The sequence below is a fragment of the Corynebacterium sp. HMSC08F01 genome (assembly GCF_001807545.1).
GTDB classification, from domain to species: domain Bacteria; phylum Actinomycetota; class Actinomycetes; order Mycobacteriales; family Mycobacteriaceae; genus Corynebacterium; species Corynebacterium coyleae.
Window position 1 is genome coordinate 92,455 of record NZ_KV789284.1, and the last position, 23,352, is coordinate 115,806.

The window sequence follows — 23,352 nt, forward strand, 5'->3', positions numbered from 1 at the left end:
GGAACCTTACAACAAAGGAGCATTATGGCGAAGATCATTTGGACTCGTACCGACGAAGCACCGCTGCTGGCGACGTACTCCCTCAAGCCAATCGTGGAGGCATTCGCTTCCCGTGCAGGCATCGAGGTCGACACCGCAGACATCTCGCTGGCAGGCCGCATCCTCGCACAGTTCCCAGATCGCCTCGGCGACAAGAAGGTCGACGACGCACTCGCACAGCTCGGTGAGCTGGCAAAGACCCCGGAAGCCAACATCATCAAGCTTCCGAACATTTCCGCTTCCCTCGTCCAGCTGAAGAAGGCCATCGCCGAACTGCAGGCCGCAGGCTTCGACATCCCGGACTACGAGGACGCGCAGGACAAGTACGACGCAGTCAAGGGCTCCGCTGTGAACCCGGTCCTGCGTGAGGGCAACTCCGACCGCCGCGCCCCGGAGGCCGTGAAGAACTACACCAAGAAGCACCCGCACTCCATGGGCGCTTGGTCGAAGGACTCCAAGACCAACGTTGCCACCATGGACGCAGGAGACTTCCGCCACAACGAGAAGTCCGTCATCATGCCGGCCGAGGACACCCTGGCCATCAAGCTCGTCACCGCAGACGGCGAGCAGGTGCTCAAGGACGGCCTGAAGGTTGAAAAGGGCGAGGTCATCGACGGCACCTTCATGTCCGCGAAGGCTCTGGATGAGTTCCTGCTCGAGTCCGTGAAGAAGGCCAAGGAAGAGGGCGTGCTCTTCTCCGCGCACCTCAAGGCCACCATGATGAAGGTCTCCGACCCGATCATCTTCGGCCACGTCGTGCGCGCATTCTTCAAGGATGTCTACGACAAGTACGGCGCCGAGCTTCTCGACGCCGGCCTCAACGGCGAAAACGGCCTCGGCGCAATCTACGAGGGCCTTGCTGATCTGCCGAACGGCGAAGAGATCCGCGCAGCCTTCGACCAGGCCCTGCAGGACGGCCCGGCACTGGCACAGGTGAACTCCGCAAAGGGCATCACCAACCTCCACGTCCCGTCCGACGTGATCATCGACGCCTCCATGCCGGCCATGATCCGCACCTCCGGCCACATGTGGAACGCCGACGACCAGGAGCAGGACACCCTGGCCGTCATCCCGGATTCCTCCTACGCCGGCGTGTACCAGACGGTTATCGACGACTGCCGCGAAAACGGCGCATACGACCCGACCACCATGGGCACCGTCCCGAACGTCGGCCTCATGGCGAAGAAGGCTGAGGAGTACGGCTCCCACGACAAGACCTTCAAGATCCCGGCCGACGGCAAGGTCCAGGTAGTCAACGCTGCTGGCGACGTGCTGATCGAGCACGACGTCGAAGCTGGCGACATCTGGCGCGCATGCCAGACCAAGGACGCCCCGATCCAAGACTGGGTCAAGCTGGCCGTCAACCGCGCACGCCTGTCCGGCATGAAGACCATCTTCTGGCTGGACGAGGAGCGCGCACACGACCGCAACCTCATCGAACTGGTGAAGAAGTACCTGAAGGATCACGACACCGAGGGCCTGGACATCTCCATCGCCTCCCCGGTCGAGGCCACCAAGATCTCCGTCGAGCGCATCCGCCGCGGCGAGGACACCATCTCCGTGACCGGCAACGTGCTGCGTGACTACAACACGGACCTGTTCCCGATCCTCGAACTGGGTACCTCCGCGAAGATGCTCTCCGTCGTCCCGCTGATGGCTGGCGGCGGCCTGTTCGAGACCGGTGCCGGCGGCTCCGCCCCGAAGCACGTCCAGCAGGTTGAGGAAGAAAACCACCTGCGTTGGGACTCCCTCGGTGAGTACCTCGCACTGGCCGAGTCCTTCCGCCACGAGAAGAACACCAACGGCAACGAGAAGGCGGGCGTCCTTGCCGCCGCTCTGGACAAGGCAACCGAGAAGCTGCTGGATGAAGGCAAGTCCCCGTCCCGCAAGGTCAACGAAATCGACGACCGCGGCTCCCACTTCTGGCTCTCCCTGTACTGGGCAGAGGCACTGGCAGCCCAGACCGACGACGCCGAACTGGCTGAGGTCTTCGGCCCGATTGCGAAGGACCTGCGCGACAACGCCGAGACGATTGACTCTGAGCTGCTGAACGCCCAGGGCAACGCTGCCGACCTCGGCGGCTACTACTGGCCGGACGACGCCAAGACCTCCGCGGTCATGCGTCCGTCCGCAACTTTTAACAAGATCATCGACGCACTGGAGAAGTAAGCGCTCGGTTTGATCGGCCCCGGTCACTGTTTCCACACAGTGGCCGGGGCTTTTGCCGTTTGCGGATATGCCTCGGTGCTTTCCCCCTAGGTGGTAACCCAAGGATGGTAATCAGCCGAGTACCTGGACCGCGGTGCTCATTCCTACTCGGCTGATTACCATCCTCCGGTTACCATCCTCGGTGAAGAATGGGCCGGGGCAGGTGCGGCGTCGAGAAGCAGCGGCTCACGCGAGGGCTGCTCGACGGCCAGCGATGGTGGCGAGAACCTCTCGAACGAACTTCTCAGGATGCCGGCGTAGGAAATCCGGCGAGTAGCGGAGGAAAACATAACCCCTGTTGGCGATCATTTTCTGGCGCTCGAACTCTTCCTGTCGCGCGCGTTCAGCATTGGGGCCCTGGTACTTCACATTGCCGTCGATTTCGATGAGTAACCAGCCATCGATGCAAAGATCTGCGAAGCGCCCAGCCACTTCGTACTGCGTAAACAACGGGCCGATCCCCGCCTGGATCAGCAGGGCGCGCGCGAAAGACTCGTAGGGCGACCCGGAGTCCGGAACACAGTGTCGGATGCATTCCCGGACCACGGCAACGCCCTTCAACCTGCCAAGTTGCCCCGCCTCTCGTTCAAGGAGTTCAAGCGTAAACCCACTGCGCCGAAGGTAGTCCGCTGCGACGAGTCCCTCGACGAAGCCGTGGTGACGGGCGATGTCAGCGAACGTTCGAAAACCGTTGGTCACCCGGTGGCCGTCGCGCAACGAGATTTCGTTGCTACGCAGCACCATGCGCCGAAACAAAAGCCCCTCTACGTTTCGACGGGTGGGCGAGCTCCCCCTGGAAGGCAGACACAGTTCGACAGGCTCCTCCGTCGTACTGATCACCCAGATGCCATGCATGCGCGCGGCCGATCTCCCGACCAACACCGCTTCCCGGCTCATCATCGCAGCAGCTTCGACGCGTAGCCATTGGCGTTCGTGGAACTTCAGCTCTCTCCAACTCTTCTCCGGATACACAATGCTTGTGTCGAGTACCCGATGCGGCCCTCGGAGTTTGTCGAGTTGCTTGTGGGAGAGAACCCGCTTGTCCACAATCCCCCGCCGCAGCTCTTCCTTCCGTTCATCCCACCGTTGCAAGTGTGCCTTGTTTTCTCTGTCAATCCCCATACCAGTTCTGACGGTGAAAACCCGGCACCGGTTCCCTCCCGCGGCCGAAAACCTACCCGGCGTTGCGCAGTGCGGTGGCCAGCCCGTTCATGGTGACCTGGATCGTCTTGGAGACGAGGAAGGCCTCGTCGCCGGCGCTCGGCGAGCACACGGCCGAGTGCCCGGCCTAAGAGTCGGATGTCTTCACGGACGTGATCGCGGGCTGGGTATTTGCACTATTTTTATTCAGCCTTTCAACTCGGAAAATAGACCGCTTGGTACACAACTACAGACCAAGCGGGCTACATTGCGACGCATGGGAAACTACGACAACTCCAACGCACAAGAATGGTCCTTTGGTACGCGCTCGATCCATGCTGGCCAGCAGGTCGACCAGGACTACGGCGCGCGTAACCAGCCGATTTACATGACCACCAGCTACGTGTTCGACGATGCCCAGCACGCGGCGAACCGCTTTAACCTCTCGGATGCAGGCCCGATTTACACCCGCCTGACCAACCCGACGCAGCAGGCACTAGAGGATCGCCTGGCGTCGCTGGAGGGCGGCGTGGCTGCCACGGCGTTCGCGTCCGGCATGGCTGCGGAGACCGCTGCGATTCTTACTCTGGCGCAGGCGGGCGACCACGTTGTTACTTCCCCGCGCCTCTACGGCGGCACTGAAACGCTGTTCCAGCACACGTTGCCGAAGTTGGGCATTGAGTTCACCTTCGTGGAAAACCCGGACGACCCGGCAAGCTGGCAGGCTGCCGTCCAGCCGAACACGCGGGCGTTTTATGGCGAGACGTTCGGCAACCCGATCGCGGACGTGCTGGACATCCCGGCCATTGCAGAGGTGGCCCATAACAATCAGGTGCCGTTGATCGTCGATAACACGATGGCGACTGCCGCTCTGGTCAAGCCGCTGGAGTTGGGTGCGGACATCGTGGTCGTGTCCACGACGAAGTTCTATACCGGCAACGGTGCTGCGATTGGCGGCGCGATTATCGACGGCGGCAAGTTCGACTGGACCGTCCAGCGCGACGGCAAGGACGTCTTCCCACTGTTTACCACCCCGGATCCGGCGTACCACGGCCTGAAGTACGCGGACCTGGGCGCCCCGGCGTTCGCGCTGCGTGCCCGCGCCGGTTTGCTGCGCGACACGGGTGCGGCGATTTCGCCGTTCAACGCGTGGGTTGCGCTGCAGGGTATTGATACGTTGGCGCTTCGCGTGGAAAAGCACAATGCGAACGCGCTGAAGGTGGCGGAGTTCCTCGCGGGCCATGACAAGGTGGCCAAGGTCAACTACGCAGGCCTGGACGATTCGCCGTACAAGGCGACGAAGGACAAGTTGGGTCTGAAGTACACCGGTTCGGTGCTGTCGTTCGACATCGCGGGCGATCAGGATGACAAGACGAACGCGTGGAAGTTCATCGACGCGCTGAAGCTGCACTCCAACCTGGCCAACATCGGCGACGTGCGCTCGCTGGTGGTGCACCCGGCGTCGACAACGCACTCCCAGTCGGACGCTGCCGGCCTCGCTCGCGCTGGTATTACGCAGGCCACGGTGCGTTTGTCTGTCGGCATCGAGGATGTCGAGGACATTATCGCGGACCTCGAGCGCGGTTTCACGGCGGTCTAAATGCTGGCTTCCGAAGGGCAGCTCGCCACGGTCGCCATCGGCGATGTTGTCACTGAAGCCGGCGAGGTGATCGCGGATACGCGCATTGCTTATCGACGATGGGGCGCACTGCAAGGCGACCCCAACGGCGTCAACAACGTGATCCTCGTCGAACACGCATTGACCGGCGACAGTGACGCCGCCGACTGGTGGTCCGAAGCCATCGGCCCAGGCAAGGCGCTAGACACCGACGAGTGGTGCGTGATCTGCACGAACGCACTCGGGTCGTGTTACGGCTCCACCGGCCCCGCGAGCGAGCACCCGGACGGCGGCGTGTGGGGATCGCGCTTCCCCGCCATCACGATCCGCGACATGGTGCACGCCGAGCACGCCTTCCTTGACCGTCTCGGCATTGGGCGCGTCCACGCGGTCATCGGTGGATCCATGGGCGGTGCACGCACTCTGGAGTGGACGCTGCTCTACCCCGAGCAGGCCGATTACGCGCTGGTGCTGGCGGTGTCTGCCCGGGCAAGCGCCTGGCAAATCGGTATCCAAACCGCGCAGATCACCTCGATCACCCAGGACCCAGCCTGGCAGGGTGGCGACTACCACGGCACCGGCCAGTCGCCGGATGCCGGGCTCGCCGCCGCGCGCAGGATCGCCCACCTGACCTACCGTGGCGAGCTGGAAATCGACGAGCGCTTCGGCACCTCCGCCCAAACCGGCGAAAACCCACTCGGACCATTCCGCCAAGACGACCAGCGCTTCGCCGTCCAGTCCTATCTGGAGCACCAGGGCAAGAAACTCACCGAGCGTTTCGATGCCGCCTGCTACGTCACCCTCACCGAAGCCCTCAACCGCCACGACATCGGCCGGGGCCGCGGCGGGCTGAACAAGGCGTTGGCATCCTCAACCGTGCCGACGATGATCGTCGGCGTCGACACCGACATTTTGTACCCCTACCACCAGCAGGAACACATCTCCCGAAACTTGGGCAACCTGCTAGCCATGTCGAAGTTGTCCTCCCCCGTCGGCCACGACGCCTTCCTCGTGGAGGCACGTCAGATGGACCGGATTCTGCGCAACTTCATCAAACTCACCCACGAAATCCCGCCCGCCCGCGAGATCGCGTCACGCTACGGCGACTACGCGATCTAGGGGTTAAGACCCCAGCGCGTCCACCGACCAGGACAGCCACATCATGGTGGCGCCAAGGGCAGTGGTGAACATGGCGTCGAAACGCTTGGAGCGCACCGCGACCAGACCAATAACCTTGGAGTCGCAGGTCAAGCGCACCAGCGTGAGCCACAGCAGCGCCGCGCCAAGGGTGAACGTGGCGCGACGCCAGTGCTCGGTGGCGGCGAAGATGCCGGAAATGACGAACCCGACAACAAACAGGGCAACCCCGACGCGCTGCAGCCAAAGTGGCAGGCGTGACGGGGCGTTGCCGCGGTCGTGAGGGTTATCCAGCGTCAACCCCGGTGGTAGCGAGGTGCCGGGGAGCTGGAAGCGGGTGCTTCCCACGTTGTTACGCGTCCTGGTTTGCTTGCTGGTTCACGCCGGCTTGGCGCTCGGCGCTTTCGACGATGTTGCGCACCAGGAACGTGCGCGTCATCGGGCCGACACCGCCCGGGTTCGGGGAGACCCAACCGGCCTTCTCCCACACGTCGGGGTGCAGGTCGCCGACGGTTTTGCCGTCGACGCGGGAGACGCCGACGTCGAGAAGCGCCGCGCCTTCCTTGATCATGTCGGCGGTGATCATGTGTGGCTTGCCAGCGGCAGCGATGATCACGTCCGCGCGGCGAGTCTCCGCAGCGAGATCCTTGGTGCCGGTGTGGCACAGCACGGTGGTGGCGTTGACATCGCGAGAGGTCAGCATCAGGGAAATCGGGCGCCCCACGGTCACGCCGCGGCCGATGACGCACACGATCGCGCCGTTGAGGTCCACGCCGAAGCGCTCGAGCAGCTTGATGGAGCCGTTCGGGGTGCACGGCAGTGGCGCCGGCTCGTTGAGGACGAGTTTGCCCAGGTTGACCGGGTGGAGGCCGTCGGCGTCCTTGTCCGGGTCGATCAACTCCAGGATCCGGTTCTCATCCAGGTGCTTCGGCAGCGGCAACTGGACGATGTAGCCGGTGACGGAATCGTCGCGGTTGAGCTCGTCGATAACCGCCTCGAGCTCCTCTTGGGTGGTCTCCGAAGGCAGATGCTTCTGAATCGAGGCGATGCCGAGCTCTTCGCAGTCCTTGTGCTTCATACGCACGTAGTTCTGGCTAGCGGGATCTTCGCCAACAAGCACCGTCGCCAAGCCCGGGGTCACCCCCTGTTCCTTCAGTCGCGCCACGCGCTCGCGCAGGTCCGCGAAAATCTCCTCGCGGTAGAGTTTTCCGTCCAGTTTGATCGCAGTCACGGCCCCAATCCTAGACTCTTGTGCGTGCTCCACATCATCTATGACAATCCGGCCATTGGCGGCAACGCTGGCGCGGCGATCCGCCTTGCGGCAAATACCGGCGCGCAGCTGCATTTCGTCGAGCCGCTCGGCTTCAATTTTGACGACAAACACCTCAAACGCGCAGGCCTGGACTACCACGATCTTGCAGACGTGGTCATCCACCCCAACATCGACGCCTGCTTCGACGCGTTGGAAGGCTCACGCATTTTCGCGTTCACCGCGCACACCGACCACCACTACCACGAGGTGCAATACCAGGACGGCGACGCGTTGCTGTTCGGCAACGAGGCCAACGGCATCCCGGAGGAGCACCTCGCCCACCCGCGGATTACGTGTCAGGTGCGGATTCCGATGCTGCCGTCGCGGCGCAGTATGAACCTGACGAACTCGGCGTCAGTCGCCATCTACGAGGCCTGGCGCCAGCTCGGGTTCCCCGGCGCTTTGTGACAGCGGCGGCAACTCGCGGGCGCGCAGCTTATCGACGAGCCCACGCGCCTGGTCCTCCTCCAAATCCCGACACGTCACGCTGAAGGCGCCGGGCACCAGGTCCAGGTCAATGCTGGCCAGGCCAAGTTTTCGCTGCAGCGGATCCTGGTTGAAGGTCAGTTCCTGAATGTGTGGAACGTCCACCATCTGGAACCAGCGCCCGATCCGCCCTGCCGTTGTCGTGACCGCGTCGGCGCGGACCTTGACCGTTTGACGTTTCCAGTCGAACGGCGAGATCCACCGGGCGCTGCGCGGGGAGCGGAAATCTACGTTGTCCAGATCGGTCAGTTCAGCGCCGGTTAGCGGACCGACTGCATCGATCACGGCCATCGCCTGTTCCCACGTCCCCACTGGCAGAATCTTCGACGTGCCGGTTTGCTTGTTACGTTCCGAGCCATAACCCGCCGCCACGACAGAGACCGTCCACCATCCGAACGGGCGCCAGAACATTGGCTGGCGCAACTGCACCGCGTGGATACGCGAGCGAGGCATTGCTTGCCGACGACGATTCGCCAACCCATACGTCAAGTGGAACACCTCCCCGTCCTTCGTCGCGTTGAAGCGCCACGACTGGTCGATCGTGCGCCAAATGCGCGGCATGAAACCCACCACAACCGGGATGATCGCCGCGGCGGTCACATCCGTCCACAGTGGAATCGTCGACCACGCCAGTGTGAATACGGTCGACATTTGCAATGTGGTGCCGATCAGCGAGCGGCGAATCGGGATCGGCGGCACCAACATGTTCGGTGCGTATTCGGCCCCGGCAGCGGCGGCGCTCTCAAGCGAACGCTTTACTGGCCCGTCAATGCGGGCCAGGATCTGCGCGCGGACCTCTTCTGCTTCCTCGCGCGGAAGGTATGTGATGTCCAAACCTGAACTGGCGCTGCCTGCGGCCTCGATACGCACGGAGGCAAGCCCGAACAGTCGCGGTGCAAAGGATTCGACTACGTCAACTGCCTGAACACGGTCGTAGCGCGCGGTGCGGATTTGGTTGGTCAGCACACCGCGGCGGGTCTCCACTTCTTCGTCGCCTACCTTAAATCCGCTGCGGCGCCACCACACCTGGGACACCGCGAAAATCACCACGAGCGCAGCCACAAGACCTGCGACCGCCCATGCGATGTCGGTGGGGCCGACGTTTTCGCGCTGCATCCACCGATAAATCGGCATGGTGAAGTTGAACAGGGCGAGTGTCGCTAGGGCCAGCATGAACGTCCACACACGCAACAGTGGCGTGAGCCTATGGACGTGGCGGTAGCCCTCCATGCCGGGAATCGTCGATACGCGTCCGCTTGTCACAGCCCACTCATCCGCTCACGAGCCTTCAGCGCAAGGCGATCCCGCAACGCATCTGCATCCGCCGCAAGCAGTCCCGGCAGATCCGAGTTGGACGAATTCGACGCCGTATGCACCGTCAGCTCCTTCAGCCCCAGGGCACGTGTGATCGGCCCCGACTGCACATCCACGAACTGAATGCGCCCGTACGGAATCACCGTGATCGTGTGGAACATCTTGCCGGTGCTCAGCACCAGTTCGTCCTCGGTCTCCAGCCAGCCCATGTTGCGGACCTGGTACGGGATAAGGAAGAAGCGCCAGATGAAGATCACCGTGAAAATCCCCAGCGGGATCAGGAATCCCCAGCCCCACTCGCGGTAGGCCAAATACAGGCCACCGCACACACCGATGGTCCACAGGGCATTCGACACCAGCATCGGCCACATCAACTTCGGCGACACTTTGTGCATCTCCTCGACCGAGGACGGCAAAGGCTGCACCGGGCTATGCACGCCGGTAGTGGGCTGGCCTGCAGTGTTCGGGCCTGCAGTGTTTGGTCCGGGGTGATGTTCAGGGCTTCCGCTGAGCGCTTCAGACATGGCGATCACGCTACCAGCAGCCCCAGACACGGCCTTGCTCATGACAGGGCTCATCGAAGCATTCATCGGAAGTCCCTCGATCCCCGGGAGAGCAGCTCCCCTACCTCCAACGGTTCGAACCGGTCCGCCACCACGGACACTGCCCCGGAAGCATTTTGCACAATCCCGCGTACGACGAGCGCTTTCGCAGTGCGGGCAAGGACGCGTTGCTTCTTCCACAACCCGACTGAGATAACCACGTTGACCAGCCCGGTTTCATCCTCCATTCCCAAAAATGTCACACCACCTGCAGTGACCGGATGTTGGCGGTGCGTCACCACTCCGGCGATGCGCACGCGAGTGCCGTCCTCCACGCCATGCAGCAGTTGTGAAACCGGAACAACGCCTCGCTCCTCCAGCGATTCGCGCACCATCTCCACCGGCATGAGCCCCGGGGTCACCCCTGTGGCTGCGATGTCAGCCACCATGAGTTCGAACGAGTTCATGCCAGGCAGCGCCGGCGCCGAGATCGCCGATAATCCGGGCAGCATGCCGTGGCGTTCCGTGGCAGCGATACCCGCTTGCCACAATGCTTGTCGACGAGACACCTCAAAGCAGTCCAACGCCCCCGCCCGCGCGAGCGCCTCGACGTGGTCGACGCTCAGGTCAGCCCGGCGCGATAGATCCGCAATATCGGTAAACGGTGCCGCCGCTTCGATCCGGTCAGCGGCATCCGCACCTAAGCCACGGACGAGCCCGAGCCCCATCCGGATCGTTGAAGAATCAATGCAGCGCGCCTCGCGCCCCGACGCGTTGACCGACACTGGCAGTACCTCTACCCCGTGCCGGCGCGCATCCTGTACCAGCGATTGTGGTGAGTAGAACCCCATCGGTTGCGCCCGCAGCAACCCCACGCAGAACTGCGCCGGGTAGTGGCATTTAAACCAGGCGGAGAAGTACACCAAAGAGGCGAACGACTGGGAGTGCGATTCCGGGAACCCGTATGCGGCGAACGCCACGATCTTCTGCCACAGCCGTTCTGCGACTTCTTCGCTGATTTGGTTGGTGGCCCAGCAGCCTTCGAAAAACCTCGCGCGCAACGCGGCCATCTTGGCCGGTGAGCGTTTCGATCCCATCGCGCGCCGAAGCGCATCCGCCTCACGTCCGGAAAAACCAGCCGCGTCGACGCAGATCTGCATAAGTTGCTCTTGGAACAGCGGGATCCCCAGTGTTTTGCCAAGGGATCGCTCGAGCACCGGATGGTCGTACACGACCGGCTCTAGCCCGTCGCGACGCCGCAGGTACGGATGCACCGAACCACCCTGGATTGGACCAGGGCGGATCAAGGCCACCTGCACGACCAGGTCGAAAAACCTGCGCGGCTTCAACCTAGGCAGCGTGCCCATCTGTGCGCGCGATTCAACCTGGAACACGCCGACGGAATCGGCGCGGCAAAGCATGTCGTACACGGCGTCGTCGTCAAGCGAAAGCTCCCACAAATGCACCTTGCGGCCTGTGGTTTCCTCCACGAGATCCACCATGTGGTGCAGCGCTTCGAGCATGCCGAGCCCCAGCAGGTCGAACTTGACCAGACCAGCGGAGGCACAGTCATCTTTATCCCATTGCACCACCGAGCGATCTGCCATGCGCGCCCATTCGACGGGGACGACGTCGGCGATGGGACGGTCACAAATCACCATGCCACCAGAGTGAATGCCCAGGTGACGCGGCTGCCCCTTGAACTGCGCTGCAAGTTGCTCCACAGCCTCGGGCGGATCTGAAAGCCCCTTCGACCAACTATCCGCAGCGCCCTGTGCGTATCCGAGCGCACGCGCGGCATCACGGACCGCCCCTTTCGTGCGGTACGTAATCACGTTAGCTACCTGCGCCGCATTGTCGCGCCCATATGTGTCGTAGACGTACTGAATGACCTCCTCTCGCCGGCCTGACTCAATGTCTAGGTCAATATCTGGTGGTCCGTCACGGTCGGGAGATAGGAAACGCTCGAACAGGAGGCCTGCCTCGATCGGCTCGACATTCGTGATCCCGAGGGCGAAACACACCGCCGAGTTCGCCGCCGAACCACGTCCTTGGCACAAAATGTTCTGCTTCGCGCAGAAATCCACGAGGTCGTAAATGATCAGGAAGTAGCCGGGAAAGTTCAGCTCTTCAATCACGCTCAGTTCGTAGCGGATCTGCTTCATCGCCTGGTTGCGCACATCCGCACTTCGCGTCGCGTACCGGAACTGCGCGCTCGCCAACGTCAGATCCCGCAGATGATCCATCTCGCCTCGCCCGCTTGGCGTTGGGTAGCGCGGCAGTTCAGGCGCGACAAGATTCAGCGTGAACGCGCACTGCTTTGCCAACTCAACGCTGTAATCCAGCATGTGTTTGCATCCCGGCAGCATCCGTTCGAGCTGCTCGCCAGAGCGCAGCCAGTTCGCCCCCATCGGATGCAAGTCCCCGTGTGCTTGTGCAAGTGCTTCTCTGCGAGCCAACGCACGCTTCGCCGCAGCCAACCTCGCCTGCTCACGCGTGGCTGCCGCCGGTATCGCGGTGACGATGGCGGGGAGGTGATCAAAACGATCGAGCATTGCGTGCCGGTCAGCGTCTTCAGGAGTCATCGAAACTTCATATTCTCGCACCACATTGTCCTGGCCAAATGTTTCGACCAGGTGGTCGATTTCCCCTACCCACTGCCAGCCGGCGAGCACGACGCAGGTGCCGCCCAGCTGGTCGCCGATGAGCTCCAGCGGCGGATAGGCCACCTTGTCCTTTTCCCGGGTGGCCATGTGCGCGTCCGCCATCAGGTGGGAGAGTCGCTTGTACCCGTCCGGCCCGCGGGCGATCACGGGCAGGACGGTGTCACCCAACGTCAGCTCCGCCCCGAAGACGGTGTCCAGCCCGGCCGCGGCGGCCGCCTCCGCGAACTTCACCGCGCCGTAGAATCCGTCCCGGTCCAGCAGCCCCACCGCGCTCAGTCCCAGCTCAACGGCCCGGGCCACCAAGTCCTCCGGTTCGCTCGCCCCGCCGAGGAAGCTATACGAGCTGACGGTGTGCAGCTCGGCGAACGGTGTCGTCGATAGGCATTGTTTTTGCGGCGGGGGCGCTGGCTCCGCCTTGCCGTACGCGGCGCCTGCGGGCGTGCCGGTGTGACCGACCGGCACCGGCTCCGGGCCGGGGCGGCCGGAGAGGATGCGTTCGAGCCGCGACCACGACAGTGGCGCTCCCCCGTTGAACCTCATAGCGGGAACGCTACCACCGTTCGAAACTGTGTGCTAGTTACTCCAAGGGGTGATGTATTCGTTCGGTTCCCACCCCTCGATCGCCGCAAGCAACTCTGCAGCCTGCGCACCGTCAATCTGCTCCCGAATGATGTCCGCATGCCCGGCATGGCGGGCGAACTCCTCCACCGCATGCACATAGATGTAGCGCAACTTAGCTACCTGCGGCTCATCCATGCCGAACCACGGGAACGGCCCCACCGGCAGTTCCGCCTCAAGGTCACCGCCGCGACACATCTCCATATAGTCAGCTCGCACGCTATCGAAGCGTTCCAAGATGCGATCCAGCGTCTCTTCGGCAGTCGGCGTAAAGCTGGCTGCAAAGTCGGCCTGTGAGTGTTCATACCCGGCAACACCGGCACCGGAAAGCGACCTCACCATGACAAACGTGACGTGTTTGAGCAGTCCGCTAATGCTCAGCGCACTGCGGAGTGGAGTGCGCCTCGCAGCATCGTCGTCAAGCCCAAACGCGCTAGCCCGCAGCGCATCTAACTGCACGTCAAGATAGTTACAAAGCGTGTCTAGCTCATTGTCTTTGCGCGGAAAATACATCGATATTCCTTCCTGTTGATCACTTTCCAACCGGAACCCTAAGCCCCGTTGAGGACAGCTTTTGTCCGCAGTATGGAGAAGAATGACTGCATGGCAAATACGACGCAGCGCGTGCTCCAGCTTTTGGGACTATTGCAAGCGCGAACCACGTGGCAAGCAAGCGCCCTCGCCTCTGAGCTCGGCGTCACAGAGCGCACAGTGCGCCGCGATATCGCGCGGTTGCGCGATATGGGCTACCCGGTCAATTCCAGCAGCGGGATCGAGGGAGGCTACCAATTGGGCACTGGTCGCCATTTACCGCCCCTACTCCTCGACGACACCGAGGCCGTCGCGCTCGTCGCGAGTCTGCGCATGATGGCCCTGAACGGCACCGACAACGCTGGAACCGCCGCACTTCGTGCCTTGGCCAAAATTGATCACATCTTGCCGCCCCACCTGCGAGCCCTAGCATCAGCGGTTGATAACGCAACTACGGCGCTCCCCCATGAGCGCCCGACCGTCGAACTACAACTACTCACCCAACTCGCCACTTCACAGCGGGACCACACGCTCGTACGTTTCACCTACAGCAAGCCCAACGGCACATCATCCACGAGGGAAGTTGAACCAGCCCGGCTCATGACCCAAGGCGAGCTCTGGTACCTCCAAGCATTTGACAAAAGCAGAGACGACTGGCGCACTTTTCGCCTCGACCGAATAAGCAACGCACAGACAACATGCTGGGGTTTCACCCCGAAGATTCCACCACCCCCGGACTTCAGCAGCGATATCGCAAAACGCTATCCCTGCGTCATCCGTGTGGAGCTGGAAAGCTCACCCGATCTGGTGGCCGAACGGATCCCCCCCTCCCTATCGCACCGACCTAGAGGTAACCAAAAATGGATGTACTTTCGTCACCGGCGCACCAGATTGGGACGATCTTGCATGGCACCTTCTTTGGGTATGCCGCGACCTGGACTGCACGATGAAGTTGGACGCGAACGCAGAGTCAGACCACCTTCGAACGGCGTTGCACAACATCGGACAAGCTGCACTTTTATTGGCCCAGGCATAGAAGCGCAAACTGCTTTGTTCTAAAAAATAGACTAAGCGGTACATAGGGTGCTAGATTCTCACCCGTCAAACTTTCCCAATAAACAAGGAGACATCATGCGTATCAAGCGCACCCTCGCAACCGTTGCTGCTGCAGCGCTCGCCACCACCGGCCTGGTCGCTTGCTCCAACGAGTCCAACGACGCCACCGAGACCACCGCCGCAAACGGCGAGAACGTCACCGTCAAGATCGGTACCACCGAGGCCGACCAGGAGGCCTGGACTGTATTCAAGCAGCTCGCAGCTGACAACGGCATCGAGCTCGACATCGTGCAGTTCTCCGACTACTCCCCGGTCAACGAGGCGCTCGCACAGGGAGAGCTGGACGTGAACAAGTTCCAGCACATTAAGTACCTCGCCGAGTACAACGCTGCTTCCGGCAACGACCTCAAGGTTGTCGGCTCCACCGAGATCGTCCCGCTCGCACTGTTCTGGAAGGACCACGACTCGCTCGACGGCATTGAGGGCCAGTCCGTCGCCATCCCGAACGACCCGTCCAACCAGGGCCGCGCCATCAACGTGCTGGTCCAGGCCGGTCTGCTTACCCTCAACGACAACGTCGCTGACCCGCTGACCCCGACCCCGGCCGAGATCAACAAGGACGAGTCCAAGGTCACCGTCACCCCGGTTGACGCGTCCCAGACCCCGAACGCTTACAACGAGGGCAAGCCGGCCATCATCAACAACACCTGGCTGGACCGCGCAGGCATCGAGCCGAGCCTGGCCGTGTTCGAGGACGACCCGGAGTCCAAGGAAGCAGAGCCGTACATCAACGTGTTCGCCGCTCGTTCCGAGGACATTTCCGACGAGACCCTGAACAAGCTGGTTGAACTGTGGCAGACCCCGGAGGTTGCTGAAGCTACCGCCAAGGATTCCAAGGGCACCTCGGTTCCGGTTTACCGCGACCAGAAGGAACTCAACGACATCCTTGACCGTCTGCAGAACAAGTAAGCACAAGAAGTAATAAGGAGCGCGTAGTTCATGCGTACCAAGCGTTTTCTCGCAGCGGCGGCAGCCTCTGTCATCGCCGCAACCTCTTTGGTGGCGTGCTCGTCGGAAACGGAGTCGTCGACAAGCAGTGCTGATGGCGACGCTGTGACCGTCAAGATCGGCACCACCGACGCAGACCAGAAGGCCTGGAGTGTCTTCGCGGACGAAGCCCAGAAGGCCGGCATCGAGCTCGATATCGTGCGTTTCTCTGAGTACCCACAGGTCAACCCGGCGCAGACCGAGGGACAGATCGAGATTTCGAAGTTCCAGACCATCAACTACCAGGCCCAGTACAACGCCACCGCCGGCAAGGACCTGCGCATCATTGGTTCTGGCGAGATCAACGTGCTTGGCCTGTACTGGAAGGACCACGACTCGCTCGACGGCATCGAGGGCACCGAAATCGCTGTCCCGAACGACCCGTCCAACCAGGGTCGCGCGATCAACGTGCTGGTTCAGGCTGGTCTGCTGAAGCTGCGCGAAGGCGCGCCGAAGCTCACCCCGACCCCGGCGGACATCGATAAGGATGCCTCCAAGGTCAAGGTTGTCGCTGTGGATGCGTCCCAGACGCCGAACGCCTACAACGAAGGCCGCCCGGCTGTGATCAACAACAACTGGCTGGCACGCGCAGGTATCGACCCGGCTTCCTCGGTCGCGGCCGACGATCCGAACTCCGAGCTTGCGGAGCCGTACATCAACGTATTCACTGTCTCAGGCGATGACCTGGACAACGAGACGTACGCCAAGTTGGTCGACGTCTGGCAGTCGCCGGAGGTCACCGCAGCGCTTGACGAGGATTCCAACGGCACCGCCGTGCAGGTCCAGCGCAGCAAGGAGGAGCTCAACGAGATCCTCGACCGACTTGTGGAGGAGTACAAGTAAATGACAACAACCGGCACCCGGATTGAGTTCCGGAACGTATCCAAGGTTTTCAAAACCAAAGAGCGCGAGGTCAAGGCCGTCGATGACGTCACCTTGACCGTCGAGCCAGGCGAAATCCTCGGAGTGATCGGCTACTCGGGTGCCGGCAAGTCCACGCTTGTCCGCCTCATTAACGGCCTTGACATGCCAACCTCGGGCGAATTGCTTCTCGACGACACCAACGTCGCCGGTATGCCCGAGCGCAAACTCCGGGAGATCCGCCGCAACGTCGGCATGATCTTCCAGCAGTTCAATCTCTTTTCCTCCCGTACCGCAGCGGGCAACATCGAATACCCGCTGAAACTGGCCGGTGTGGACAAGAAGGAACGTAAGCGTCGCGTCGCTGAACTGCTCGACTTCGTCGGTCTGTCTGACCGTGGCGAAAACTACCCGGAGCAGCTCTCCGGCGGCCAGAAGCAGCGCGTCGGCATCGCGCGAGCACTTGCGACCAACCCGTCGCTGTTGCTTGCCGACGAAGCCACGTCCGCTCTCGACCCCGAAACCACCCACGAGGTGCTCGGAGTGCTGCGTCGCGTCAACGAAGAACTCGGTATCACCATCGTGGTGATCACCCACGAAATGGATGTCATCCGAGCCATCGCCGACAAGGTTGCCGTAATGGAGAACGGCCGTGTTGTGGAGTACGGCGGTGTCTACGACGTCTTCGCCAACCCGCAGACCCCCGTCGCGCAGCGTTTCGCAGCGACGAGCCTGCGCAACACCCCCGATGATGTTGAGCGCGCCGAACTGCTGACCAAGCCTGGCCGCTTGTTCACCGTGGATCTTTCCGAGGACTCCGGGTTCTTCGGCGCCGCCGAGACCGCCCGCACGCGCGGTGTTGTCATCGAGCCAGTCCACGCTGGCATCACCACCCTGCAGGAACGTTCCTTTGGCAAGATGACCGTCCGCCTCAACGGCGACGACGCCGCCATCAACGAATTCCTGGCCACACTGCAGCGCAGCACCGAGATTGAGGAGATCACCCGATGACCGAATACCTGCTCGCTGAACCGAACTGGGACAACCTCGGCCCCACCTTCCTCGACGCCATCGGCGACACCCTGTGGATGGTCGCCATCACCATGATTGTTGGTGGCTTCTTCGGCCTGGTGTTGGGCATGTTGCTCTACACCACCCGCCCGGGCGGCATCCTGCGCAACAACGTGGTCTACACCCTGATCAACGTTGCGGTGAACTTCTTCAGGCCAATCCCGTTCATCATCATGATCGCGATGCTGTACCCACTGACCCTGGAGGTCGTGGGCACTACCATCGGCCGCGCTGCCGCAACGTTCGTGATGTGTTTCTCTGCCACGTTCACCGTGGCGCGCATTGTGGAGCAAAATCTCGTCGCCATCGACCCCGGTGTTATCGAGGCCGCCCGCTCCATGGGTGCCGGCCCCTGGAAGATCATCACCTCGGTGATCCTGCCGGAGGCACTCGGCCCGTTGATCCTGGGCTACACCTTCATCTTCATCGCGGTCATCGATATGTCCGCAATGGCCGGCTACATCGGCGGTGGCGGCGTTGGTGACTTTGCCATTGTCTACGGTTACCGCGCCTTCGAACCGCAAGTCACCTGGGCTGCAGTCCTGGTCATCGTGGTCATCGTCCAGCTCGCTCAGTTCCTGGGCAACTGGCTGTCCAAGAAGGTCATGCGCCGGTAGATTGAAGTGCCATGAAGGTAGCGGCGTTCGACTTCGATGGCACACTCCACCACCCTCCCCACGGTTTTGACCAGGAGGACATCGCCGCGATAGATGCCTGGCGTAACGCCGGGCATCTTGCCATTTCAGCCACTGGGCGCTCCCGCACAGCACTCGCCCACGGCATGGCCGACAGCACGCTAGCGTTCGACTACCAGGTGCTTTCCAACGGAGCATCAGCTACCGACGGCGCCAACCGCCACCTGATCTTCAGCCACGAACTCGACGGAGCCGTCTTGCGCGCCGCCGTGGAACAGTTCGGGGAGCGCGAGGGACTGGCTATTTTCGGCACCACCATCGGACGTGTCGACGGCGTGTTTGCCAACAACACCGGCCGTACCCACGACTTCACGGCTCACTTCACGCCGATGAGGATTCGCGACATCCCGGACCACCAGTTCGCTGTCATTCCGTTCTGGATTCCTGACAACGACGCGCTGCGCGCCGAAGTCATCGCCTGGGCCACCAAACTCGGCGACGTAGAAGTTGCCCAAAACCAGGACTACATCGATCTGATGGCACCAGGCCGCTCCAAGGGTTCAGGCATCCTCGAGCTGTTCGAGGTACTCGGCATCAACCGCGACGACGTGGAGCTCTACACGTTCGGCGATTCCTGGAACGACCTGACCATGCATACCCTCGCCGATCACTCGCACAGTTTCCACCACTCCCCCGCCGACGTGAAAGCAGCCACCGACCGGGTCATCGGGTCAGTGGCTGAGGTGCTCGACGAGTACATCTAGGGCATGGTTTCGCCCCCGCCCGGCACCACCTAACGCTCTTTCACGCTCACCGCGCCCCAGGCGGAGCCTTCCTTGGGGGCCTTGCCGCAGGAATCGACAATCCCGCTGACCGGACGCTTTTCCAGTTCGACGACGTACTCCCCACCGGCGGTGGTGACGTTGACGGTGGCAGTGGTGTCGTCGATACGCACAGGCGCAACGTCGAACTCCCCGTAACGAGGCTCAGCGACCTCGCTGGCAACAGCAATCTCGGCCACCTGTTCCACCGGACTGAGCGTGCCGCGCCCGCGATTGCCGGGTACGAAGTATTCGCCCCGCTTCGCGGCTGTGAGCATCGCGTCGGTGGCTTCCACGTTCATGCGGCCGAAACTATACGCCCACGGCATGAGCAGCATGGTTGCGGCAAAACGGTGTCCCTTGATGTGGGAGACCTCCCACGCAACGTCGTTGCCCGGGCCGAATGGGTAGCGCTCGTGCAGCGCGTTGACCAGCGGGCGCCCCTTTACGGCACAGCAGACATCGCGCTTGGCGTGGGTACAGATCAGCAGCAGCGGACGTTCCCGTCGCTTCCCACCGTTTTTGCCAGGCCCCGACAGGTCGAGATCCAGGATTGCTTCCGGACCGTCGACGTGGAGGACCTCGGTGATACCTTCGTCGGCAAAGACGAGGTAGAGGTGGTGGTCCTTAATGTGTCGGCCTTCGCGCGTTGGGTGGCGGATGAGCAGCAAGGACGCGTCGTATTCGTCGAGGTGCTTCGCAATGCGGGGAGTGATTTCTTCGCCGAGCGCGGCGTCACCGAGCACGTCGCGCGGCCACGGGTCAGGCCACTCAAAGATGACGTAGGTAGCGCCGGGCTTGGCGGTGCCGGGCAGCGGTTCAACCTCAACATCTGAGCAAGGCAATTGTCGCATGTCACCACCATAGCCAAGCTTGGCCTAACTTATTAGATGACCCATTTGAACAACATTCACTTCTGTAACAGTTAGATAACCTTTTGGGTATTTCGCTCTGAGGCTTTTGTTCTGATTCCTCCTGCTGGTTACGGTGGCTTAATGCAAAAAAATTCCGGTTCCTTCCGCGCTGCGGTCGTGGGCGCTTGCGTAGCGACGATCGCTGCCTGCACCGCCTGCACCACACCCAGCTTCGGGGCCGGCGAAACGGTGGCCAGCAGCTTGTCCGCCAGCTCTCCGCGTCTGAAACCGTTGGGCAACGCTGACCCGTCTCCGAAGACGCAGCGCCCGTCGGCACCGTCACAGCTTGTGGTCACCGCGGTCCGTGTTGGCGCACATGAGGGATTCGACCGCGTCGTGGTGGATCTTGGGGGCGACGGGGATCCGGGTTGGTTTGTGGATTACACCTCCACCCCGATGCAGGAGACCACCGGCCAGCCGTTGAAGGTTGCGGGTAACGCGTTTTTGAACATCAACGTCGACGGCACCGTTTATCCGTTTGAGATGGGTAAGGATTCCGATGTTGAGGTGAAGATGGCGGGCGATACTGGCAACGTCATCGACGTGATCAGCGCTGGCACCTATGAGGGCCGTAGCCAGGTCGTGGTGGGTCTGCGCTCTGCTTTGCCGTATTCGGTGCAGGTGTTGGAGGACCCGAAGCGCGTGGTCGTCGACATCGTCCAGAACTAATCGCACCGCTCACCCCACCGTTAGTACACCGCCTCGACGCGCCAGCTGCGTCTGCTCCACACAAGGAGCCACCCTGTCACCGCGCCGTCTGGCCCGCCTTCGCGCCCGACCACCTGCATGCGCGCAAGCCGTCCTGTGGCCCCTTCGGTTTGGGCCCACCATCCTTCGTCCACGGGCCACGGCCCGGCCCAGCCGGTAACCAGAAACCGGCGATCGCCCCAGGCCAGGGCGTACGGCGTGGTTGAGAGCAGCACTTCGGCGGTGACGATGACGGGGGTTGCGGTGTCGTCGATAAGCGCGATGCGCGAGGCGGGGTGCTCGATGCCGCCACCGAGGCGCGCAGGCAGCGGTGCTGGGATTGCTCCGGGCCAGGACAGCTTGTCGACGACCGGCCCCGCCTCCCCGTACGGCACCATCTGCACCCGTTCTGCCACGCCACGGCCGCCGACGAGCCGGGGTTGGAGCACCGCGTCGATGCCGAGTTGGGATTGCACGCGTTCCACGACGCGGCGGGCGGTGTCGGTGGAGGCGCCGTCGGCCCACAGTTCGCCGACGGGTTCTGGGGCGGCGAGTTCGAGCGGTTCCAGGATGAGACTTGTAATTTCACCGGCACCGCCGCCGGTCAGCCAGCCGTCGAGTTGCCAGCGCACCCGGTCGGCGGTCGCGGCCTCGGTGAGTGCCTCGCGGGTGCGCCAGACGCGTTCGACGCGGGTGCCGTCGCCAAGTTCGGCCGTCACTTTCAGCCGCAGGCAGTTCCGCCCCGTTTCTTTCAGCCGTTCGTGCAGGCTAGCGGCCAGTGCACGGGCGGCGAACGCGGCAGCATCAACTCGGTCGATCGGGTCCTCCGGAGTGATCGCCACCGCGAGGTCCTCCACGGGAATTTCGGGCGCGACGCGGCGGTCCGGCGTGGCTGCGGCGATCCGGTAGATGAGCATCCCGGACTGGCCGAATCGCGTGGTGACAGCCGCCGGAGGCAGCGCCGCCAACTGCCCGAGCGTGGAAATCCCCAACTGCCCCAACGCCCGCACCGTGTCCATGTCCGCGCCGAGCGCTTCTTCGGCGACGAGCACACCGAGTGGCTGGTCTGCCAGGAACGTCGCCGATTGCCCCTGCGCCACCACGTCAGATGAGCGCGAGGCGATCACTGCGGTGGCGATCTCGTCGGCGGCACCGGCAAGGGCGTCGATGCCGCGGCGCGAGGCGGCGTCGATAAGCATCTCGAGCGCACGGTCCTCACTGCCGTGGAACTTGCCCGCGGCCTCAAGGTCCGCAACGACAAGGCCTGGGCGCAGCACTTCTACGCTCGCCGCGACATCGTCGAGACCCGCTGCAAGTGCTGCGAACATCCGGCCGTCGCGGTCGGCGTTGTCCTCCACCACCGTCAGCTCCGGCGCTGCCGCCTGTGCGTTTCGCACCCGCATCCCACGCCGGATGCCCACTTGGCGGGCTGCCTGCGAGCACGCCTTCACCCTGTGGTGCGCAGCAATCGCAATGGGTTCTGCCAACTCGTCGCCGGACTCCAACTTCGCAGCCTGCACGGGCCAGTCCGGAAACCACAACGCTGCAACCCTCATGTGACCAGCCGCAGCTTTCGCCTATCGACGCCCCGCTCACCACCAGCACCCAACGTCACCCGTGCACTCGCCGGACGGTATCCCTTGCCTTCTGCGCGGACATCGAAATCGATCCCGGTAATGCGCCCTGTACCTCTTCCGATGCCGTGGAATTGTGCGAGCGTGCCCGTCAGCGTGAGCGCCGGCGACGGCACCGCAATGTTGACGCACACAAGCGCCGCTTGCCCTTTCCGGATCCTGGCCAGCAGTGGCCGGGCGCGCACCGGAGACAATTCCAGCGCACTGCGAGTGCGCAGCACCACCAGGTCAAGCCCTTCGGCGAGCACGCCCGCCACCGAGAGGTCGTCAATACCCGGCTCCGGCACCGCGACGACCCGCTCAAGCGCATCTGCACCGATGGCGGCGTACGACAGCTCCGGCCACCCCACCACGCCTGCGCGCCCACCGGCTTCCACCACCTGGCCGATGAGCTCCACGATCAGCGCGGGTGTGTCACTGACGTGCGTGACCGTCCTTCGCGCCAAGCCACCATTCGGCAACACAGTCGAAAGACCACCGTCGACCGTGAGCACCTCAGTATCAGCAGCAACCTCCTGAGGGACCTCCCCGCCGAGCGCAGCCATGCGCGCACGCAGCTCTGCGATCTGCTCAGCACGCGTCTCCTGAGCAGGCGCTTCACCCGCTTCATGCAGGTGCGCTGCTGCAGATGACGCTCGAATAGGTGTTCCACTCACGTCAGTTAGTATGCACCTATGCCACGACACGGGCAACGTCCCTGGTCGAACATGTTTTCTACACCATCTTCATGAGAACCTGACTTATGGGGCCATACGAATAATCCATGATCTCCCCGTTCATGATGCGGCAACGAACGCCAACAGACCCTGGAGCACAAAGAAAGCTCTCGTCACAACGTTCCGAGCCCCCTTGAACTCCGTCATCGCGTACGCCCCATCGGCCTTCCGCTTGAACAGAGGCCGCGCTTCATACCGAGCCGAAAGAACACACTGCCACACCACTACACGGGACTTGACCACGAACCGTGGTGACACGTGCACGTTCAGGGGCAAATCTGGTTGCGTTGAACATGGGA

General features: G+C 62.6%; 21 protein-coding genes. 11 read left to right on the top strand and 10 right to left on the bottom strand.

Annotated features, from left to right (window positions below):
- Positions 1-24 precede the first annotated feature (24 nt).
- Positions 25-2,208, top strand: a complete 2,184-nt coding sequence (locus HMPREF3171_RS01715; RefSeq protein ID WP_070482411.1) for an NADP-dependent isocitrate dehydrogenase — start codon at positions 25-27, stop codon at positions 2,206-2,208.
- A gap of 225 nt (positions 2,209-2,433) precedes the next feature.
- Here HMPREF3171_RS01715 and HMPREF3171_RS11535 read toward each other — a convergent pair whose 3' ends face one another.
- On the bottom strand, positions 2,434-3,369 hold the full coding sequence (locus tag HMPREF3171_RS11535) for a hypothetical protein (RefSeq protein ID WP_083291908.1): 936 nt from the start codon (positions 3,367-3,369) through the stop codon (positions 2,434-2,436).
- 295 nt (positions 3,370-3,664) lie between these two features.
- Here HMPREF3171_RS11535 and HMPREF3171_RS01725 point away from each other — a divergent pair, with 295 nt between their 5' ends.
- On the top strand, positions 3,665-4,987 hold the full coding sequence (locus HMPREF3171_RS01725) for an O-acetylhomoserine/O-acetylserine sulfhydrylase (protein WP_070482413.1): 1,323 nt from the start codon (positions 3,665-3,667) through the stop codon (positions 4,985-4,987).
- Complete coding sequence (gene metX / locus HMPREF3171_RS01730; protein ID WP_070482415.1) at positions 4,988-6,124, top strand: homoserine O-acetyltransferase MetX; 1,137 nt, start codon at positions 4,988-4,990, stop codon at positions 6,122-6,124.
- Positions 6,125-6,127: 3 nt separating this feature from the next.
- On the opposite strand, the gene HMPREF3171_RS01735 is transcribed toward metX, so the two are convergent.
- Together HMPREF3171_RS01735 and HMPREF3171_RS01740 are read right to left on the bottom strand one after the other, a co-directional pair.
- Positions 6,128-6,490, bottom strand: coding sequence for a DUF3017 domain-containing protein (locus HMPREF3171_RS01735; protein WP_246815299.1), 363 nt, complete (start codon positions 6,488-6,490; stop codon positions 6,128-6,130).
- 4 nt (positions 6,491-6,494) lie between these two features.
- Positions 6,495-7,373 (bottom strand): bifunctional methylenetetrahydrofolate dehydrogenase/methenyltetrahydrofolate cyclohydrolase, encoded by an 879-nt coding sequence (locus HMPREF3171_RS01740; RefSeq protein WP_141743309.1) that lies wholly within the window; start codon positions 7,371-7,373, stop codon positions 6,495-6,497.
- A gap of 18 nt (positions 7,374-7,391) precedes the next feature.
- Here HMPREF3171_RS01740 and HMPREF3171_RS01745 point away from each other — a divergent pair, with 18 nt between their 5' ends.
- Positions 7,392-7,862: a tRNA (cytidine(34)-2'-O)-methyltransferase gene (locus HMPREF3171_RS01745; protein ID WP_070450472.1), complete on the top strand. Its 471-nt coding sequence runs from the start codon at positions 7,392-7,394 to the stop codon at positions 7,860-7,862.
- Here HMPREF3171_RS01745 and HMPREF3171_RS01750 read toward each other — a convergent pair.
- From HMPREF3171_RS01750 to HMPREF3171_RS01765, 4 genes are all read right to left on the bottom strand, one after another.
- On the bottom strand, positions 7,809-9,203 hold the full coding sequence (locus tag HMPREF3171_RS01750) for a PH domain-containing protein (protein ID WP_141743310.1): 1,395 nt from the start codon (positions 9,201-9,203) through the stop codon (positions 7,809-7,811). The two genes, HMPREF3171_RS01745 and HMPREF3171_RS01750, sit on opposite strands and share 54 nt — an antisense overlap.
- Complete coding sequence (locus tag HMPREF3171_RS01755) at positions 9,200-9,778, bottom strand: PH domain-containing protein (protein ID WP_342027948.1); 579 nt, start codon at positions 9,776-9,778, stop codon at positions 9,200-9,202. Before HMPREF3171_RS01755 ends, HMPREF3171_RS01750 begins: the two co-directional genes overlap by 4 nt.
- Before the next feature lie 62 nt (positions 9,779-9,840).
- Entirely contained in the window at positions 9,841-13,002 is a 3,162-nt protein-coding gene (locus HMPREF3171_RS01760) for an error-prone DNA polymerase (protein WP_070482419.1), read from the bottom strand.
- A gap of 33 nt (positions 13,003-13,035) precedes the next feature.
- Positions 13,036-13,593, bottom strand: a complete 558-nt coding sequence (locus tag HMPREF3171_RS01765; RefSeq protein WP_070482422.1) for a DinB family protein — start codon at positions 13,591-13,593, stop codon at positions 13,036-13,038.
- 90 nt (positions 13,594-13,683) lie between these two features.
- Here HMPREF3171_RS01765 and HMPREF3171_RS11540 point away from each other — a divergent pair, with 90 nt between their 5' ends.
- The 6 genes from HMPREF3171_RS11540 (at position 13,684) to HMPREF3171_RS01790 (ending at position 19,045) form a co-directional block, all read left to right on the top strand.
- Positions 13,684-14,670, top strand: coding sequence for a helix-turn-helix transcriptional regulator (locus tag HMPREF3171_RS11540; protein WP_168161864.1), 987 nt, complete (start codon positions 13,684-13,686; stop codon positions 14,668-14,670).
- A 72-nt stretch (positions 14,671-14,742) separates the two neighbouring features.
- A complete protein-coding gene (locus HMPREF3171_RS01770) occupies positions 14,743-15,636 on the top strand; it encodes a MetQ/NlpA family ABC transporter substrate-binding protein (RefSeq protein ID WP_070422801.1) in 894 nt (297 codons plus the stop codon).
- Between the two features lie 30 nt (positions 15,637-15,666).
- Positions 15,667-16,557 carry a MetQ/NlpA family ABC transporter substrate-binding protein gene (locus HMPREF3171_RS01775; RefSeq protein WP_070482423.1) on the top strand — a complete coding sequence of 297 codons (891 nt, stop codon included), beginning with the start codon at positions 15,667-15,669 and terminating at the stop codon, positions 16,555-16,557.
- On the top strand, positions 16,558-17,586 hold the full coding sequence (locus tag HMPREF3171_RS01780; RefSeq protein ID WP_070450483.1) for a methionine ABC transporter ATP-binding protein: 1,029 nt from the start codon (positions 16,558-16,560) through the stop codon (positions 17,584-17,586).
- Positions 17,583-18,263, top strand: a complete 681-nt coding sequence (locus HMPREF3171_RS01785) for a methionine ABC transporter permease (protein ID WP_070482425.1) — start codon at positions 17,583-17,585, stop codon at positions 18,261-18,263. The genes HMPREF3171_RS01780 and HMPREF3171_RS01785 overlap by 4 nt, the downstream gene beginning before the upstream one ends.
- Before the next feature lie 11 nt (positions 18,264-18,274).
- A complete protein-coding gene (locus HMPREF3171_RS01790; RefSeq protein WP_070482427.1) occupies positions 18,275-19,045 on the top strand; it encodes an HAD family hydrolase in 771 nt (256 codons plus the stop codon).
- A 29-nt stretch (positions 19,046-19,074) separates the two neighbouring features.
- Here the strand turns inward: HMPREF3171_RS01790 and HMPREF3171_RS01795 are convergent, their stop codons facing one another.
- Positions 19,075-19,956: a sucrase ferredoxin gene (locus HMPREF3171_RS01795; protein WP_070482429.1), complete on the bottom strand. Its 882-nt coding sequence runs from the start codon at positions 19,954-19,956 to the stop codon at positions 19,075-19,077.
- A gap of 141 nt (positions 19,957-20,097) precedes the next feature.
- Here HMPREF3171_RS01795 and HMPREF3171_RS01800 point away from each other — a divergent pair, with 141 nt between their 5' ends.
- Positions 20,098-20,685 (top strand): AMIN-like domain-containing (lipo)protein, encoded by a 588-nt coding sequence (locus HMPREF3171_RS01800; RefSeq protein WP_070422796.1) that lies wholly within the window; start codon positions 20,098-20,100, stop codon positions 20,683-20,685.
- Positions 20,686-20,705: 20 nt separating this feature from the next.
- On the opposite strand, the gene HMPREF3171_RS01805 is transcribed toward HMPREF3171_RS01800, so the two are convergent.
- Together HMPREF3171_RS01805 and HMPREF3171_RS01810 are read right to left on the bottom strand one after the other, a co-directional pair.
- On the bottom strand, positions 20,706-22,259 hold the full coding sequence (locus HMPREF3171_RS01805; protein WP_070482431.1) for a Y-family DNA polymerase: 1,554 nt from the start codon (positions 22,257-22,259) through the stop codon (positions 20,706-20,708).
- Complete coding sequence (locus tag HMPREF3171_RS01810; RefSeq protein WP_246815300.1) at positions 22,256-22,993, bottom strand: hypothetical protein; 738 nt, start codon at positions 22,991-22,993, stop codon at positions 22,256-22,258. Before HMPREF3171_RS01810 ends, HMPREF3171_RS01805 begins: the two co-directional genes overlap by 4 nt.
- Positions 22,994-23,352: the final 359 nt, after the last annotated feature.

Excerpts from the sequence above, each read along its gene's own strand:
- HMPREF3171_RS01715 (WP_070482411.1), top strand. The coding sequence starts at position 25 with ATGGCGAAGATCATTTGGACTCGTACCGACGAAGCACCGCTGCTGGCG.
- HMPREF3171_RS11535 (WP_083291908.1), bottom strand. The coding sequence starts at position 3,369 with ATGGGGATTGACAGAGAAAACAAGGCACACTTGCAACGGTGGGATGAA.
- HMPREF3171_RS01725 (WP_070482413.1), top strand. The coding sequence starts at position 3,665 with ATGGGAAACTACGACAACTCCAACGCACAAGAATGGTCCTTTGGTACG.
- metX (WP_070482415.1), top strand. The coding sequence starts at position 4,988 with ATGCTGGCTTCCGAAGGGCAGCTCGCCACGGTCGCCATCGGCGATGTT.
- HMPREF3171_RS01755 (WP_342027948.1), bottom strand. The coding sequence starts at position 9,778 with ATGTCTGAAGCGCTCAGCGGAAGCCCTGAACATCACCCCGGACCAAAC.
- HMPREF3171_RS01760 (WP_070482419.1), bottom strand. The coding sequence starts at position 13,002 with ATGAGGTTCAACGGGGGAGCGCCACTGTCGTGGTCGCGGCTCGAACGC.
- HMPREF3171_RS01765 (WP_070482422.1), bottom strand. The coding sequence starts at position 13,593 with ATGTATTTTCCGCGCAAAGACAATGAGCTAGACACGCTTTGTAACTAT.
- HMPREF3171_RS11540 (WP_168161864.1), top strand. The coding sequence starts at position 13,684 with ATGGCAAATACGACGCAGCGCGTGCTCCAGCTTTTGGGACTATTGCAA.
- HMPREF3171_RS01770 (WP_070422801.1), top strand. The coding sequence starts at position 14,743 with ATGCGTATCAAGCGCACCCTCGCAACCGTTGCTGCTGCAGCGCTCGCC.
- HMPREF3171_RS01775 (WP_070482423.1), top strand. The coding sequence starts at position 15,667 with ATGCGTACCAAGCGTTTTCTCGCAGCGGCGGCAGCCTCTGTCATCGCC.
- HMPREF3171_RS01780 (WP_070450483.1), top strand. The coding sequence starts at position 16,558 with ATGACAACAACCGGCACCCGGATTGAGTTCCGGAACGTATCCAAGGTT.
- HMPREF3171_RS01785 (WP_070482425.1), top strand. The coding sequence starts at position 17,583 with ATGACCGAATACCTGCTCGCTGAACCGAACTGGGACAACCTCGGCCCC.
- HMPREF3171_RS01790 (WP_070482427.1), top strand. The coding sequence starts at position 18,275 with ATGAAGGTAGCGGCGTTCGACTTCGATGGCACACTCCACCACCCTCCC.
- HMPREF3171_RS01795 (WP_070482429.1), bottom strand. The coding sequence starts at position 19,956 with ATGCGACAATTGCCTTGCTCAGATGTTGAGGTTGAACCGCTGCCCGGC.
- HMPREF3171_RS01800 (WP_070422796.1), top strand. The coding sequence starts at position 20,098 with ATGCAAAAAAATTCCGGTTCCTTCCGCGCTGCGGTCGTGGGCGCTTGC.
- HMPREF3171_RS01805 (WP_070482431.1), bottom strand. The coding sequence starts at position 22,259 with ATGAGGGTTGCAGCGTTGTGGTTTCCGGACTGGCCCGTGCAGGCTGCG.